General features: G+C 73.0%; 12 protein-coding genes. 10 read left to right on the top strand and 2 right to left on the bottom strand.

Annotated elements, in window-relative coordinates:
• Positions 1–143 precede the first annotated feature (143 nt).
• From O4J56_RS06145 to O4J56_RS06105, 9 genes are all read left to right on the top strand, one after another.
• Positions 144–299, top strand: a complete 156-nt coding sequence (locus O4J56_RS06145) for a thiocillin/thiostrepton family thiazolyl peptide (RefSeq protein ID WP_270684222.1) — start codon at positions 144–146, stop codon at positions 297–299.
• A 136-nt stretch (positions 300–435) separates the two neighbouring features.
• The gene (locus O4J56_RS06140) at positions 436–1,503 is read left to right on the top strand and encodes a hypothetical protein (RefSeq protein WP_270684221.1); all 1,068 of its coding nucleotides are present in this window, start codon (positions 436–438) and stop codon (positions 1,501–1,503) included.
• A 44-nt stretch (positions 1,504–1,547) separates the two neighbouring features.
• Complete coding sequence (locus O4J56_RS06135; protein ID WP_270684219.1) at positions 1,548–3,488, top strand: RiPP maturation radical SAM C-methyltransferase; 1,941 nt, start codon at positions 1,548–1,550, stop codon at positions 3,486–3,488.
• Positions 3,489–3,510: 22 nt separating this feature from the next.
• Complete coding sequence (locus tag O4J56_RS06130; RefSeq protein ID WP_270684247.1) at positions 3,511–4,188, top strand: DUF5825 family protein; 678 nt, start codon at positions 3,511–3,513, stop codon at positions 4,186–4,188.
• A 99-nt stretch (positions 4,189–4,287) separates the two neighbouring features.
• Positions 4,288–4,635 carry a type 1 glutamine amidotransferase family protein gene (locus O4J56_RS06125; RefSeq protein ID WP_270684217.1) on the top strand — a complete coding sequence of 116 codons (348 nt, stop codon included), beginning with the start codon at positions 4,288–4,290 and terminating at the stop codon, positions 4,633–4,635.
• A 532-nt stretch (positions 4,636–5,167) separates the two neighbouring features.
• Positions 5,168–6,781 carry an FG-GAP-like repeat-containing protein gene (locus tag O4J56_RS06120; protein WP_270684215.1) on the top strand — a complete coding sequence of 538 codons (1,614 nt, stop codon included), beginning with the start codon at positions 5,168–5,170 and terminating at the stop codon, positions 6,779–6,781.
• Positions 6,782–7,047: 266 nt separating this feature from the next.
• Positions 7,048–9,450 (top strand): FtsX-like permease family protein, encoded by a 2,403-nt coding sequence (locus O4J56_RS06115; protein ID WP_270684213.1) that lies wholly within the window; start codon positions 7,048–7,050, stop codon positions 9,448–9,450.
• Positions 9,451–9,485: 35 nt separating this feature from the next.
• Entirely contained in the window at positions 9,486–10,274 is a 789-nt protein-coding gene (locus O4J56_RS06110; RefSeq protein ID WP_270684211.1) for an ABC transporter ATP-binding protein, read from the top strand.
• 467 nt (positions 10,275–10,741) lie between these two features.
• A complete protein-coding gene (locus tag O4J56_RS06105) occupies positions 10,742–11,797 on the top strand; it encodes a YeiH family protein (protein WP_270684209.1) in 1,056 nt (351 codons plus the stop codon).
• A gap of 223 nt (positions 11,798–12,020) precedes the next feature.
• Here the strand turns inward: O4J56_RS06105 and O4J56_RS06100 are convergent, their stop codons facing one another.
• Both O4J56_RS06100 and O4J56_RS06095 read right to left on the bottom strand, forming a co-directional pair.
• Positions 12,021–13,208 (bottom strand): ARPP-2 domain-containing protein, encoded by a 1,188-nt coding sequence (locus tag O4J56_RS06100; RefSeq protein WP_270684208.1) that lies wholly within the window; start codon positions 13,206–13,208, stop codon positions 12,021–12,023.
• Positions 13,205–14,671, bottom strand: a complete 1,467-nt coding sequence (locus tag O4J56_RS06095; protein WP_270684207.1) for a hypothetical protein — start codon at positions 14,669–14,671, stop codon at positions 13,205–13,207. The genes O4J56_RS06100 and O4J56_RS06095 overlap by 4 nt, the downstream gene beginning before the upstream one ends.
• A gap of 351 nt (positions 14,672–15,022) precedes the next feature.
• On the opposite strand from O4J56_RS06095, the gene O4J56_RS06090 reads away from it, so the two are divergent.
• Positions 15,023–15,745 (top strand): DUF4389 domain-containing protein, encoded by a 723-nt coding sequence (locus O4J56_RS06090; protein ID WP_270684206.1) that lies wholly within the window; start codon positions 15,023–15,025, stop codon positions 15,743–15,745.
• Positions 15,746–15,827: the final 82 nt, after the last annotated feature.

The raw sequence follows: 15,827 nt of genomic DNA, 5'->3' as shown, positions 1-15,827 counted from the left end.
CATGCCGCCGCGCCCCTGGTCATTGATGCCATTTTCAGAAAACGATCGCGAACAGATTTCCCGGCATTTTTTCGCTCCGATCCCTACCGTTCCCCGAACCCTTTCGGTAGTGTGGCGGCGAACCACGAAGGGAGGTGATTCACGTGGATGCTGTTGAGGACTTCGACCTGAACGCCATGGAGATCTCGGACCTCATCGAGGACTCGAACTACAGCGACGAGACGCTGTCGCAGATCATGGCGGCTTCGTGCACGACCACCGGTTGCACGACCAGCTCGTCCTCGTCTTCGTCGTCCTGACACGGGTGATGAGGCACGCTGCTGTCGTCGGGCGCCATCCATCGGGTGGGCCCGACGGCAGCGGCATTCCCAGAGGCTTTCCCCTTTTTCCCGGCACATTCCCCGGAACCGTGCGTCGCGACCATTGGAGGCCCGAGTGCACGTCTTCGTGACGATCCCCCTCGACCAGGGCGGCACGGCGCCGGCGCAGGTCGTGCGGGAGGTCATCGCCGACCTCTTCGGGCCGCGGCGGCCGCCCTGGCCGGGCGGCCACTACGCCGTGCGGACCTGGGACCGGGCGGACGGCGGCGACCTGTTGCAGGTCAGCCTCGCCTCCGACACGGCCCCGGCCGACCGGGCCATCGACCGGGCCGAGGAAGCGGCCCGCGCCCACGGCCTGCGGCCGACCGCGGCCGAGGTCCCGCTGGAGGAGGTGCCCTCGCCGCTGTGGAACTCGGGGGTCGCCGGGCCCGGGTTCGACGCCGCCTCCAAGCGGCTCTGCGCCGCCGTGGCGCCCGCCCTCGCCCGGGCCGCGTCGGAGCTGGTCCACGACACCGGCAAGGCCGGGGCCTACCGGCTCGCGCTGCGCCTGATGGCCGCCAACGCCGGGGCCGCCGTGCTGGAGTCCGAACAGCGGCACCTGACCTCCCGGGACTTCGGCGAGCTGGTGAGCCTGCGGCTGCTCAGCTACCGCTCCCACTACGAGGGGGCCAAGAACGCCCGGGCCACGGACCCCGACGCCTTCGAGCGCAGGTGCGCCGGCTTCTACGAGGCGCTCGGGGCCTACGCCCGCGACCTCGTCCGCGACTGCGCGGCCTCACCGGTGCCCGCCGCCGGAGACGAGCCGGCCCGCACCTGGGTGGAGGCCGTCCGGGGGCGGTTCGGCCCGCTGCGGGACCTGTGCCGCGACGGGCTCATCGCCCACGAGGGGCCCACACTCGACGCCTACGGCGGGGAAGGCGGCGCCCGGCCTCCGGCGAGCGCCTTCCACGCGGACCTGTCCGAGGCGATGTCGGAGCTCCTGCACCGGAACCCGGACTTCATGGCGTACCGGATCCAGACGAGCCTGCTGTACAGCTGCCTCCACACGCTCGGGTTCACCCTGGCCGAGCGGTACCTCTTCTGCTACATCCTCGCGCGCGCCAACGAGGAGGTCGCCGGCAGGGGCGCCGAGGAGCTGGCCCAGGGGCTCGACGCCGTCGCCCGGGAAGTCGCGGCCGGGTAGCCGAGCGGCGGTCCGGCCGAAACCGACCTCAACGGAGGAGAGACATGCACATTGTGCTCGCTAATGTGCCGTGGAGTCCGATCGGGTTCCCGTCCCTGGCCCTCGGGCTGCTCAAGAGCCTGACGCTGAAGGAGTTCCCCGACGCCGACGTCGACGTCGTGTACGGGAACCTCGACTTCGTGGACTGGATCACCGCGCACCGGCCCGACTTCGACTACGAGGACTACCGGTACTACGACCTGGAGAGCTGCTACATCGGGACCGGCGACTGGGTCTTCTCCTCGGCGCTGTACCACGACCCGCAGTGGAAGGTCCAGGAGTTCCTGGAGAAGTTCGGGCCGCAGGCGGCGACCGAGCCCGGCCAGGACCTCGCGCACGGGAACACCCATGAGGCCCGGACGCAGACCACGCTGTGGCTGCACGAGCACGTCGAGGAGTTCACCGACGAGCTGGCCGGGCGCATCGCCGCCGGGGCCCCCGACATCGTCGGCTTCACCACCACCTTCCAGACCCTCACGGCGTCCCTGGCGGTCGCCCGGCGGCTCAAGGAGCTCTCGCCCGGGACGGTGACCGTCTTCGGCGGCGCCAACTGCGAAGGGGCGATGGGCGAGGCGCTGCACCGCAACTTCGGCTTCATCGACTACGTCGTCCGCGGCGAGGGGGAGCTGGCCTGGCCGGGCCTGCTGCGCGCGCTGCAGGAGGACGAGCCGTCCTTCGCCGGCATCGCCGGACTGTGCTGGAGGGACGCGGACGGGAACTCGGTGTACAACGAGGTGAGCACCAAGCCCCTGCCGCCGGCCGCCATGGTCCTGCCCCACTACGACGAGTACTTCGAGCGGTTCGCCGAGTCGCGGGCCCGCTTCTGGCTGGAGCCCCGGCTGGTCCTGGAGAGCTCCCGCGGCTGCTGGTGGGGCGAGAAGCACCACTGCACCTTCTGCGGGCTGAACGGCGCCAGCATGATGTTCCGCAGCAAGCGGCCCGACCAGTTCATCGACGACCTCGTCACGCTCGCGCGCCGCCACCGGGTCCTCGACGTGATGATCGTGGACAACATCCTGGACATGGCCTACCTGGACTCGCTCCTTCCCCGGCTCGCCGAGGAGGACGTCGACCTGCGGCTGATGTACGAGATCAAGGCCAACCTGCGCTATGAGCAGCTGGAGATCATCGCCAAGGGCGGCGTGGTCTGCATCCAGCCCGGGGTCGAGAGCCTGAGCAGCAGGGTCCTCAAGATCATGGACAAGGGCGTCTCCGGCTGCCTGAACGTGCGCATGCTGCGGGACGCCCAGTCGCTGGGGCTCACCGTCATCTGGGCCTACCTCTACGGCTTCCCCGGGGAGACCGATGAGGACTACGCCCGGATCATCGAACAGTTCCCGAAGCTGCACCATCTGGGCCCCGCGGGCGGGGACGACCGGCTCGCGGTCCAGCGCTTCGCCCCGTACTTCGAGAACCCCTCGCTCGGCTTCCAGGAACGGTGGGCGGCCACGCAGTACGGGCTCACCTACGACCTGCCCGAGGAGGAGCTGTTCGACATCGCCTACATCTTCGACGCCACGCACCGGGGCATCGGCAACGACATGGCGTGGAGGCTGCGGGCCGGGCTGGACGAGTGGCGCGAACAGCACTGGCGCAGCCAGCTGTCCTACTTCGCCACCGACGACGGCGTGACGATCACCAACACCCGCCCGGCCTTCGACTGGGACGTCGTCCGGCTCACCACCGACCTCGAGCTGACGCTCTTCCGGCTGCTCGACCAGCCCCGGTCGATGGAGTACCTGGAGCGCCAGTGCGCCGGGCGGTACACGCCGGCCGACATCGCCGCCGTGATCGAGCGGTGGACGGAGCTGGGACTGCTCTTCAGCGACGCCGGCCGCATGATCCACGTCGTGACCGAGGACCGCAACCAGCGGTTCATGCAGATCCAGGTGGGCCAGGGGCTGACGGCGTCCGACCGGCCGTCCCCGGCGCCCGCGGCAGTCTGAGGGGGAACACGCAGTGCCGACGATGAACGACACCGCCGCGGCGGCCGGGACCGGGGCCCAGGGCGGTACCGGTGTGCGGTACAGCATGTGGCGCCACGGCTCCGCCGCGGTCCGGGACCGGGTGGACAGCCACCTGGGCGACGGGGTCCTCGGCGGGGACGCCATCGCCGAGGCGCGCCGCATCCACGAGTCCCAGGCGCGGTTCGTGTCCATCGAACCCGTGGTCGACCTCGGCGGGCGGGGGGCCGACCCGGACACGATCCCCGCGCTCTCCTTCGTCCGCGAGCTCACCAGCCACGGGGTGGAGGTGGACTGGCGGGCGCGCCTGGTCGCGGACAGCCCCGAGTGGTGGGTGTTCGGCCACCTGTTCCCGCCGTCGGTCCTGGAGGGGCCGCGCGGCGACGAGGTGGCGGCCGTCTGGCGGGGCCGGTACCACGTCGGGCGGTGCTTCCTGCGCCGTGGGCCCGGGTTCGTGCAGATCCGGGACCGGCGCCACGCCGGCCTGCGGCGGCTCACGATCTCCGACGGCGGCCTCGTCTCGGCGATCGACGCGCTGCTGGCCGACCGCGGCGCGGACGCCGTCCCGGACAAGGCGGTCGCGGCGTTCGAGAAGCAGCACCTGGCCGTCCGGATCGGCGGCGGCGTCTGGTGGGCGCCCTACCGGCTGAAGCGCTGGGCCCTGCCGGCCTGGGAGGTCTGAGGGCACGGGCGGTGGGCCCCGCCGCGGGGCGGGGGCAGGACGACGGCCGGCCCGACCCGGCCCGTCCGGTGGGACTTCGGAGGGACTCGGAGGGACGGCATGTACATCAGCATCGTCGTGTGGAACCTGGCGGAGTCGGAGGCCACGGTCGAGAGCCTGCGCGAGTACCTGCGCGACTACGCCGTGGACGCCTTCTCCACGCTCCGGGGGATGCGGATGAAGACCTGGTTCGCGGACGCCGAGAAGGGGTACTGGGGGGCGGTGTACCTCTGGGACGGCGAGAAGATGGGGAATCCGCGCTCGGTGAGCAAGGCGATCGAGCTCATCGGCTACCCCCCGACGTCCACGAGCGTCTTCGCGGTCGAGGCGATCGCCGAAGGGATCAGCGCGATCGAGTCGTTCGAGGGCGTGGGCCGCGCCTTCGAGGAGGCGCCCGAGCGGGGGTGAGTCCCCCTCCCGGACGGCGGGCGGCGGTCCCGCCGGGGCACGACGCGTTCCGGGCGTGCCGGGTTGACCACGCTCCGGGGCCGGTTCCGGCCCGGCCGGCGCCGCGTCCATGAAATGGGCCCTACACGGGCGAATCGGCGCCTCCCCGGCCCGGAACGGTATCGGTCCCACATGTTCCCGTGCGCCGACCGGTGAGAAACGGCGACGCCTGGGCACAAGCGGGACATGGACGTGAGCGCCCCGCCCGGAACGCGCAGCCGCGATCGGCGCGTCCCCCGGGTGCGCCGGTGCAGGGGTCCGCCCCGGTGTGAGCGCGCCCCGCATCCGCCCCTCTGGCCCCTGCACTCGGCCTCGCACACGATCCCGATCCCCGGCCCCGCGCCACCGGCCCCGGCCCGGGCGGGCGGCCGGACCCGAACTTCGTCATCCCCTGCCAGCGCCGCGCGGCCGTCGGCCGCGCCCGGTCGATGCCCCCGCTCCACGGCCCGTGGCCGACGCCGCTCGCGTGCTGTGAGCGAGAAGGAGCAGACCGGTGTTGATCCGAACCATCGGCGCATTAGGGCTCGCCGCGGTGACGGCCGCCGCGGTGGCGGCCCCGGCCGCCGCGTCCCCGTCCCCCGACGGCCAGGGGCGGCCCCTGCCGTCGTCCCCGTCCACCGCCCCCGGAACGGCGGGGGAGGGCCCATCCGCCCAGCGGACGTGCCCCGGCTCCGCGTCCCCGACGCGCAGCGACTTCAACGGCGACGGCCACGCCGACGCCGCCGTCGGTGACCCGTTCGCGGCGGTCGGCGGCACCAACGACGCGGGCGCGGTCACCGTGCTGTACGGCGGTGGCGACGGCCGCGTGGGCGAGGGCGAGCGCGCCCGCATCACCCAGGACTCTCCGGGCGTCCCCGGAGGGGTCGAGGGCGGCGACTGGTTCGGCGCCGCGCTGGAGCCGGTGAACCTCGACGGCGACGGCTGCACCGACCTGGTCGTCGGCACCCACGGCGAGGACCTGGACGGCGCCGAGAACGCGGGCGCGGTCGTCGTCCTGTACGGCTCCCCGGACGGGCTGGGGGCGGGCCGCGGATCGCTGTGGATCGACCAGTCCACCGCGAAGGTGCCCGGGTCCTCCGAGCGCCTGGACGAGTTCGGCTACTCGCTGAGCGCCGCCCCGGCCGAAGGCGCCGACGCGGCCACCCTGGTCGTCGGCACCCCCTACGAGGACATCGGCTCTCTCCAGGACGCCGGCGCCGCCACCGCGCTGTGGTTCACCGAGGAGGGCGGGATCGCCGCCGCGGCCCGGTTCGACCAGGACACGCCGGGCGTCCCCGGGCGCCCTGAGACGAGCGACCTGTTCGGCCTCGGCGTCGAGCTCGCCCGGGTGTCCGGGAGCACCGGCCGCTGGGACCTGCTCGTCGGCGTGCCCTACGAGGACGTCGGCTCGGTGCGCAACTCCGGGGGGCTGATCCGCATCGGCGACATCGCCGAGGCGGCCGCCGAGTACCCCTCGGCCTGGTGGGACCAGGCCTCCCCGGGCGTGGCCGGGTCGGTCGAGGCCGGCGACCTATTCGGCACCGACCCCGAGTACGTCCCGACCCCCGAGGGCGGCTACGCCGCCGTCGGCGTGCCGGGAGAGGACCTGTCCGGCCGGCACGACGGAGGGATGGCCCAGTCCTTCACCGGCACCGGGGACGGCCTCCGGGCGGACCGCTCGTTCCACCAGGACAAGGAGGGCGCCGCAGGGGCGGTCGAGGACAACGACTACTTCGGCTTCGTCCTGGACGGCGTCCCCGGGACGGTCGCGGGCGGGGACGCGCGCGTCGTCTTCGGCCTGCCCTACGAGGACATCGGCGCCGAGGAGGACTCCGGCGCGGCCCAGTCCTTCTCCCTCGACGCCGCCGGGTACGACGACCGGTGGATCGACCAGTCCACCGCCGGGGTCCCGGGCACCCCGGAGGCGGGCGACTTCTTCGGCCAGGAGGTCGCCACGGCCGGGGACGAGGACGAGCAGGCGCTGCTGGTGGGGGCTCCCGACGAGAACGCCCACGGCACGGTGACGGTCCTGCCCTTCGGCGGCGGCGCCCGCGCCTGGGAGCCGGGCGCGGGCGGCGTCCCGGAGCCGGCCAACCGGTTCGGCGCGTCCCTCGCGGGCCACGCCTGAGCCTGTTCCGCTCCCTCCCGGAAGGAGGATGGGCCCTGGGGCGCTTCGGCGCTCCGGGGCCCACCCCGTGCGGCTCCGTGCCCGTCCCCGGGGAGGGGCCCAGGGACAGGCGCCGGGGCTCCTAAGGGCCATCTCCGGGTGGGCCCAGGGGACTGCCGGACTCCCGGGAGGACGGGGGGAGGCGAGTATCGGGGTGCGCGCCGCTGAGGCGCCCACCCCCCTCGTCACGGACCGGGCGTCCGTGCCGGAAGGATCGGAGTCCCCCTGTGATCACGAGAGCCCTCCTGCACCTCAGGCATGTGGGCAACGACCTCTCCCGCGACAAGGGCGTGAACCTCGCCCTCGCCGCCGTCCTGGTCCTCAGCGCGTTCCTGATGGCCACCGGGGCCATGGTCATGGAGCGCGTCGTCGGGTCCGTCGACCAGCTCTTCGAAGAGGCCCGGCCTCCCCACTTCCTCCAGATGCACAGCGGCGACTACGACCCCGGGGCCCTGGAGTCCTTCGCCGAGCGGCACCCCGACGTCGAGGCCTGGCTCATCGAGGACATGCTGGGGTACGACGGCGCGGCCCTCTCCTGGAGCCGCGCATCGGACGGCGAGTCGGGGGACTTCTCCGACAGCCTGATCGACAACCTCTTCGTCACGCAGAACGACGGGTTCGACCTCCTCCTGGACGGGACCGGCGCGGCCCCGAGGCCCTCCCCGGGAGAGGTCTACGTGCCGGTCGCCTACCAGCAGGCGTACGACCTGCGGGCCGGGGACGAGCTGACGGTCGAGACCGACGCCGGGAGCCGCGGGTTCCGCATCGAAGGATTCGTGCGCGACGCGCAGATGGGGTCGTCGCTCAACGCGTCCACCCGCGTCCTCGTCTCCGAGGAGGACTTCCGCGAGCTGGGCCGCGCCGGGGGCGGCGCCCCGGAGATCATCGCCGAGTTCCGCCTGGCCGACCCGTCCGCGGCGGCCGACTTCCAACGGACCTATGAGGCCGACGACGCCCTGCCGAAGAACGGGCAGGCGGTCACCTTCGACATGATCCGCCTCATCAACGCGGTCGGCGACGGCCTTCCCGCGGTGGCGCTGGTCTTCGCGAGCCTGGTGCTCATCGCGATCGCCGTCCTCAGCGTGCGCTTCGTGATCCACGGAACCCTGGAGGGCGAGGTCCGGGAGATCGGCGCCATGAAGGCCGTCGGCATCCCCGACCGGTCGATCATGGGCCTGTACCTGACCAAGTACGGCGTCATGGCGTCGGCCGCGTGCGTCGTCGGCGGAGCCCTGGCCGTCGTCGCGACCGGCCTGCTCACACGCGGCGTCGAGGCGAACTTCAGCCAGGCGCCGCCCGGCGCCGCGACGGTCCTGGTCCCCGTGGCCGCGCTGGCGGCCGTGTTCGTGTTCGTCATGGCGGTCTGCCGCGGCGTCCTCGGCAGGGTCGCGCGGATGCAGGTCGTCAACGCCCTGGTCCACGGCAGCCTCCTCGACGAGCGGCGCGAGGCGCGCCGCGCGCGCAGGCGGGCCCGACGGCTGCGCCCCAGCGCCCTGGGGTCCCGCAGGGGCCGGGCGGTCAACAGGCGGCTGGCCCTGCTGGACCTGCGCGCCGAGCGCGGCCGGTGGATCCTCCTGCCCGTCGTGTTCTCCCTCGCCGCGGTCCTGATGGTCCTCCCGATGAACCTGCTGAGCACGTTCGCGAGCCCCGGCTTCGGCGCCTACCTGGGGGTGCCGGACAGCGGCGTGCGCGCCGACGTCCGGTTCGCCGACGACGTCGAGGCCGTGCACGCGGACGTGGTCGAGGGCATGCGCGGCGACGACCGCCTGACCGACGTGCGCTCCTTCGGCAACGTGCTCATGGAGGCGGAGGACGCCGACGGGCCGGTGAACCTCCGCGTCGACGTGGGGGACCACCGGCGGGCCGCGGTCGAGTACCTGGAGGGCGGGCGGCCGGAGTCCGGGGAGATCGCGCTGTCGCTGCTGAACGCCGAGCGGTTCGGCGTCTCGGTCGGCGACGAGCTGGTCGTGGACGGCGGGGACGGAGCGGCCCCGCTCACCGTCAGCGGCGTCTACCAGGACGTCTCCAGCGCCGGGTACACCGCGAAGATGCAGGGGGAGCCGCCGAGCGGGGCGGACGCCTACGTCGTCTTCGCCGACATGGCGGGGGAGGAGGCCCCCGGCGACGTGGCCGCCGAGTACGAGGAGCGGTTCCCCAGCGCGTCCGTGATCCCCATGCGCGAGTACATCCAGCAGACCATGTCGTACGCGACCGACGCCCTGCGCGGGGCCGCCGTCCTGTCCGCGGTCTTCGGACTGGGTGTCGCGCTGCTCATCACCAGCCTGTTCCTGCGCCTGGTGCTGTCCCGGGACCGCGGGAAGACCGGCCTGCTGTCCGCCATCGGTCTCTCCTCGGGAGAGATCGTCGGCCAGGTGTGGCTGAAGGTGCTCGTCGCGGCGGCGGCCGGGACGGCGATCGGGGTCGTGTTCGCGGCGACGGCGGGGGAGTCCTTGGCCGGCGCCCTCGTCGCGTCGGCGGGGCTGGGGATCGGGGAGCTCACGTTCATCCCGGACCCGCTGATCGCATACGCGGCGTACCCGATCGCCCTCATGGGCGCCGCACTCCTCGGCACCCTCATCCTCACCGCCCCGCTCCGCAGGGCGGACAAGAGCTCATGGCTCGGACAGTGACTCGGGAAATGCTTCGGACGACGACGGGAGCGACCATGACGCAGGCCGTGACGCAGGCGCCGACGGCGGCACTGGAGTGCCGCGACCTGGCGAAGACCTACTACTCCACCGACCCTCCGACCGAGGTCGTCGGCGGGATCGACCTGGACGTGCGGCAGGGTGAGTTCCTCGCCGTGATGGGGGCATCCGGGTCGGGGAAATCGACGCTGCTGTACAACCTCAGCGGGATGGACCGCCCGACCGGCGGGCGGGTACTGCTCGAAGGGCGCGACCTGACCTCGCTCGACGACCGGGAGATGAGCAGGGTCAGGCTGACGCGGGTGGGGTTGGTCTTCCAGCAGGCCTACTTCCTGCGCACGCTGAACGTGCGCGACAACATCCTCCTGCCCGCCCTCAAGGCGGCGTCGGGGAAGCGGCAGGCGGCGGAGGCGGCGGCCAGGGTGGACGCGCTGATGGAGCGGTTCGGGATCGCCCACGTCGGGCGGCACGGGATCACGCAGGTGTCCGGGGGACAGCTGCAGCGGGCCTCGATCTGCAGAGCGCTGGTGTGCGAGCCGTCCGTCCTGTTCGCGGACGAGCCGACGGGTGCGCTGAACAGCAGCATGACGAAGGAGGTCATGGACGCGCTGACCGACGTGCACTCCGGGGGCGCGACGATCGTCATGGTGACGCACGACCCGGCGTGCGCCGCCCGCGCCGACCGGGTGGTGTTCCTCCGCGACGGCCGGATCGTCGATTCGCGCGAGTTCGGCACGTGGAGCGGGGAGGAGGCCGGGCGCCGCGAGGACGACCTGATCACGTGGCTGAGGAAGCTGGGCTTCTAGAGCGGGTCCCCGGGCTTTCGAACGGGAAACGGCTCCTCCCTGCGCGGGAGGAGCCGTTTCCGGAGGCGCACCCCCGAGATCGGGAGGTCGAAAGCGGAATTGTGCCCAATGCTCTACCGACTGAGCTACACCGGCCGGGCCGGTGGCAGGATTCGAACCCGCGACCCTTGGATTAGAAGTATCCGCCGTCTTCGCACCGGGAGTGCGTGAAGAACGGTACCGGCGCCTTCTACGGCGATGCAACGGATTTTCCGGCCGCCGGGGCGTGCAGAGCGGCGGTTCCACCACCCGATCGCTGTCAGCGCGGCGTTTTCACCACGCTGGATGCCCGGACGGGCGGTCTCCGAGCCCAGCACGCGGGCGGCCGGGGCGCGGGGAGGAGTGCGGGGCGGGACATGCAGTCACTGCATGCCCTGCTCCGGAATCGGCGGCTACCGGCGGAGGACCGGCGGCGGGAGCGTGGGGGCATGCTCAAGAAGTCGCCTTCCTCCGGCCCGTCCCCTTCCCGGATCCGGGTGCGCCTCGCGCCGTTGATGCCCGGGGCGCTGCTGGTTGCGGCGGGCGTGGCGGGGGCGATGGGCGTCCACGCGGTCGTGCCGGGAGCGGGAACCCTGGTCGTCGCGCTGGTGCTCGGGGCGGTCCTGGCCAACGCCGGCCTGGTTCCGGGCCGCGCGCGTCCGGGCCTGAAGGCGGCGGCGAAGACGCCGATGCGCGCCGGGATCGTCCTGCTCGGGCTGGGGCTGTCGCTCCCGGACGTGCTGGCCCTGGGAGGCCCGGTGCTGCTGGTGGTGGCCGGAGGGCTCGTGGCGACGTTCGGCGCCACCGTGGCGATGGGGAGGGTGCTGGGCATCGGCCCCGAGCGGAGGATGCTCATCGCGGCCGGGGTGTCGGTGTGCGGGGCGTCGGCGGTCGCGGCGGCCAATGACGCGGTGGGCGGCGACGACGATGACGTGGCCGCGGCGGTGGCCCTGGTGACCGTGTTCGGGACCATTGCGATCCCGGTGCTGCCGGCACTGGCGGCGGGGTTCGGACTGGGGCCGGACCTGACGGGGATGTGGGTCGGCGCGAGCGTGCACGAGGTGGGCCAGGTGGCGGCGGCCGCGGGAGCGGTGGGCGGGACGGCCCTCGCGGCGGCGGTGGTGGTGAAGCTGACCCGGGTGGTGCTGTTGGCGCCGCTGATGGTGGTGCTGGGCGTCTGGCGGCGGCGGAGAGCGGACGTCGGCGCTGACGGAGGGGATGAGAAGGGGAGACAGACGGTCCGTCGACCGCCGCTGGTGCCGCTGTTCGTGGTCGGGTTCCTCGCAGCGGCGGCGCTGGGCGGGACCGGATGGCTGCCGGAGGGCGTGCTGGTGGTCGGGGGAGTGCTGCAAACGGTCCTGCTGTCGGCCGGGCTGTTCGCCATGGGGACGGGAGTGCACCTGCCGACCCTGGCGAAGAGCGGCGCCCGCCCGCTCGCGCTGGGGGCTGCGGCGAGCGCGTTCATAGCGGCGGTGACATTGGGAGGACTGACGGCGGTCGCGTAATGGGGATGGTCGCCTGCGTTGCGCTACCGTTGCCGGGAGCACCAAAGTTGCATGAGAGCGTGTCCGACGCTGAAGAACCCCCAGGTCAGTAAGACTGCTCCCCGCACACGCGGGAATGGACACAGTGCAGTGGTCACGTGGAGGCAGTAAAATGCCCCGCACCGGCCGGGGATGAATACAGAGGGGCGGGGCTTCGCACCGCCCCTCCGCCTTTCGCCGCCTTTTACGGGTTCGGATTTCCCGCCCAGAAGCGGTCCAGGATGTCCTGCCTCAGCAGGTGCTCCATCCCCGCCGACCGCATGCGCGTGATCAGTCCCCGGCGGTCCGTCCCCAGTGACGCGGCGGTCGCGTCCAGGTGCCACCCCGCCGCGGCCAGCCTGCTCAGCAGGTGCCCCCGCTTGGTCTGGGCATTGGAGAGCACGAACGTCTTCAGGTACCCCAGCTCCCCGTCCTCGCGGGTGATCGCCTCGCCGATGTGGTTCGTCCTGGCGGGGTCGAACGACGGCAGGAACCGTTCAAGCGTGAAGTCCCCCATGCGGTGGACCGGGGTCAGCGTGTAATCGGCATCGGTCAGCGGCGCCAGCATCGTCTCGTCGTGGAACTCCCTCCACGACGCCCGCTGCTCCTCCAGCGCCGCCCTCAGCCCTGCCAGGTCCGACACACCGCGCGTCCTCAGCGGCGCGTGCAGGTGCGGCGACTCGGCGAACATCGCGTTCCGGTAGATCGCCTCCCCGAACATGTCCAGCACCAGCGTCGGGTGCAGCGCCCGGTAGTCCTCCGGGTGCGGCGTCACGACCACCGACGCCAGCTCGTCCCCGACGTACAGCGCGACACCGCACTGCCCGTGCACGATCTCGAACGTGCGCAGCGCCTCGGCCAGCCCATCCACGTGCAGCCCCAGGTACGACTCCTCCTCGCGCGGCGACAGCCCCCGCCGGAGCGTCGTGCGCGACCACTCCTTCCACGCGATGTCCGGCCCGCCGAAGTGCAGGCTCAGGTACCCCTCCATCGCCAGGTGCAGCGGCAGGAAGCGCAGCCGCGTCCGGGCCGTGCGCTGGACCTGGCGCCGCAGCCCGAACAGCCTGATCCGGGGCGGCCCGCCGGCCGCCTCCTCCTCCGCCGCACGCGCGGCCTCGGCCCCGGAGGGCACCCCGCGCTCCACCTCCGACAGCCAGGTGCCGTACGCGGCCGACGCCGCCTCGTCCCCCCAGGTCGCGACGTAGGCGTGCGGCACGTACCCCACGTAGCGCGGCCGCCGCTGCGACCCCACGACCGCGATGTCGCCGCCGGTCAGGCGCGGGTGCAGCCGCAGCCCCTCGACGGGGCGCCGCCTGAGCAGCGGCACCATGCGCACGCCGCCCCGCACCTGCGCGCGGCCGGTCTCCAGGCCCTTCAGGGCGAGGCCGGTCATCGGACCTCCTGAACCGTGGGCTTCTCGTCCACGTCGGCGATGTAGGCGGCCACCCGTCGTTCCAGGTGCTCGCGCAGCTCGGACAGGCCCGACCGGCCCTCCCCGAAGCGGGCCAGCTCCACCAGCGACGGCAGCGCCGAGGCGTCCCGGATGCCCACCGTCGGCACCGACCGCGCCAGCCGCGCGGGCTCCATCTCGTCGGCGTCCATCACCGGGTTCAGGTGCACCGCCGCCGTCCGGTGGCCCGGGTCGACCCGGGTGCGCCAGGCGTCCAGCAGCGCCGCGGGGACGGGCGGGCCGTCGTCGTACCCGTCCGAGACGACGACCAGCCGTTCCGGTCCGTCCTCCAGGGCGTCCAGGATGGTCTCGGCCAGCGGGGTCGCGCCCTCCGGGCGCACGGTCAGCGCGTCGCGGTGCCCCGACACCCAGTGCGCCGTGTACCGCACCGACAGCTCCGCCAGCACGAAGTGGCACGCCAGCGCCACCGCCAGCGGCCGGTTCCGCTTCACCGGCGACCCGAACGAGGAGTAGCTGTCGTCCAGCACCGCCGCCGTCGGCCCCCACGTGCCCGCCTGCCCTCCGGCGATCCGCCGTGCCGCAGCGCGCAGGGCGGACGTCAGCTCCTCGCGGCGCTCCTCCCGCTCGGCGACCGGCAGCGCCAGCACGTACGAGCACAGCCGGGTCAGGCCCGCCCGCCGCAGGTCGGCGCCCTCCAGGCCGTGCCCGCGCAGGCTCCGGTCCAGCCGCAGCAGCTCGCCTCCGGTCGCCGAGGCGCGCGCCCGGGACAGGAACTCCTTGCGCGGCACCCCGTGCTTGGCGGCGAACCCCTCGCCGACGCTGAGCGGCAGCTCGTAGGCGGCCTCCATGCTGTAGTGGGCGGCCCGGTAGGTCTCCAGCAGGGGCGTGGCGAAGAACCCCGCCCGGTGCGGCGGGGTGAAGCAGAACTCGGAGATCTCGCCGGGCTGGCGCAGGTGCGCGTGGCGGGCGGCGGCGGTCAGCCCGGCGCGGTACTTGACCGCGTCGAACGCCAGGTCCCGCCGCCGCGAGATCCACCGCGCGATGACGGCGCGCGTGCGCCGGTTGTTGACCCGCTCGGCGGCCAGGCGCCGGAACAGGCGGTACACGCGCTGGGGCGGCATGTGCGCCAGGCGCTGCGAGACGAGGGCGCCCTCGGTGCGCCGGTCCAGGGCGGCGGCCCCGGGCTCGCCGGGGTCCGACAGCAGGCCGTGCACGATCCGGGCGGCGTTGTGGTCGTTGACGTCCAGCGCCAGGGACGCCGCGTACAGGTCCCGGTAGTTGATGCGCACGTAGTCGTGCAGGAAGTCCAGGGTGAGCCGCTGCTCGGCGGCGCCGGAGCGGAACTCGCGCTGGCCGGTCCCGCTGATCGCGGCGTTGGCGAACCTGAGCACGTCCTCGCAGGCGAGCAGGTCGGTGTAGGTGTCGCCGCCGTGGGTGTCGCGCATCGCCGCTCCGGGAGGTGGTCGAGGGGGCCGACCGGGGAGAAGGGGAGCGAGCTGCTTGATAGTCGCGGTAAAGGCGAAATCCGGAAGTCGCGCCGGAGTCCCACGGTCGGCCCGGAGAGAGGCTAGCAGCGCGCTCCCGCCCGGTTCACGGGGTTTTCGCGCCGCCCGGCGGCCCCTGCGCCGCAGGGGCGAAGTGCCGAAGGTCCCCGCCCTGGAGGCTGTTCACCCCTTCAACCGTGCCGTCCTCCCGAGTTCCACTGGAAACCGCCGCCTACGGGTTCGGCGTCCCGGGGGGACGGCTCTTCACAGGGCCGTACGCAGGATCTTTCCCTGTGCCTGGAGGGCAGACAGATGTCGACCACCCCGGTCCGGATCGAAGGCGACCCGGACGGCCCGAGCCGCTGGATGTGGCTGGTCAAGTGGCTCCTGTTGATACCGCACTACATCATCCTCGTCTTCCTGTGGGTGGCCTTCCTGCTGCTCACCGTCGTCGCCTTCGTCGGCATCCTGATCAACGCCCGCTACCCGGGCTGGATCTTCCGCTTCAACCTCGGTGTGCTGCGCTGGACCTGGCGCGTGGACTACTACGGCTACGCCGTGCTCGGCACCGACCGGTACCCGCCGTTCACCCTCGGACCGGCCGAGGACTACCCCGCGCGGCTGGACATCGCCGAGCCCGGGGTCCTCTCCCGGGGACTGGTCCTGGTCAAGTGGTGGCTGCTGGCGATCCCGCACTACCTGGTCCTCATGGCCTTCGTGGGGGGCGCGACGTTCTTCATCGAGAAGGGCGGCGACCGGACGCAGGCCGGCGCGGCCGCCATGGACGCGGCCGCGAGCGGTATCGGCCTGGTGGCGGTCCTGCTCCTCATCGTCGCGATCGCGCTGCTGTTCACCGGCCGCTACCCCGGCGGGCTGTTCGACCTGCTGATGGGCATCGCGCGCTGGCGCGTGCGCGTCGGGGCGTACGCGGCCCTCATGACCGACTCCTACCCGCCGTTCCGGCTCGACCAGGGCGGGCGCGAGCCGGGCCGGGAGGGGCCGGCGCTGCGCGAGGGGCCTCCGGCGGCCGGCTGACCGGAGGCGGACACCGCGCGGCGGCGGCGCCCGCAAGCCCTGGGCGGCACCCCGGGAGGCCGTGCGGGGCCGGACCCCGCCC

Origin of the sequence: Nocardiopsis endophytica (assembly GCF_027706725.1) — a bacterium.
Taxonomy (GTDB): domain Bacteria; phylum Actinomycetota; class Actinomycetes; order Streptosporangiales; family Streptosporangiaceae; genus Nocardiopsis_A; species Nocardiopsis_A endophytica.
This window is presented reverse-complemented; position numbering and strand designations above follow the sequence as displayed.

Coding starts and splice junctions, on each gene's coding strand:
- O4J56_RS06135 (WP_270684219.1), top strand. CDS start 1,548: ATGCACATTGTGCTCGCTAATGTGCCGTGGAGTCCGATCGGGTTCCCG.
- O4J56_RS06125 (WP_270684217.1), top strand. CDS start 4,288: ATGTACATCAGCATCGTCGTGTGGAACCTGGCGGAGTCGGAGGCCACG.
- O4J56_RS06110 (WP_270684211.1), top strand. CDS start 9,486: ATGACGCAGGCCGTGACGCAGGCGCCGACGGCGGCACTGGAGTGCCGC.
- O4J56_RS06100 (WP_270684208.1), bottom strand. CDS start 13,208: ATGACCGGCCTCGCCCTGAAGGGCCTGGAGACCGGCCGCGCGCAGGTG.
- O4J56_RS06105 (WP_270684209.1), top strand. CDS start 10,742: ATGCTCAAGAAGTCGCCTTCCTCCGGCCCGTCCCCTTCCCGGATCCGG.
- O4J56_RS06130 (WP_270684247.1), top strand. CDS start 3,511: ATGAACGACACCGCCGCGGCGGCCGGGACCGGGGCCCAGGGCGGTACC.
- O4J56_RS06090 (WP_270684206.1), top strand. CDS start 15,023: ATGTCGACCACCCCGGTCCGGATCGAAGGCGACCCGGACGGCCCGAGC.
- O4J56_RS06095 (WP_270684207.1), bottom strand. CDS start 14,671: ATGCGCGACACCCACGGCGGCGACACCTACACCGACCTGCTCGCCTGC.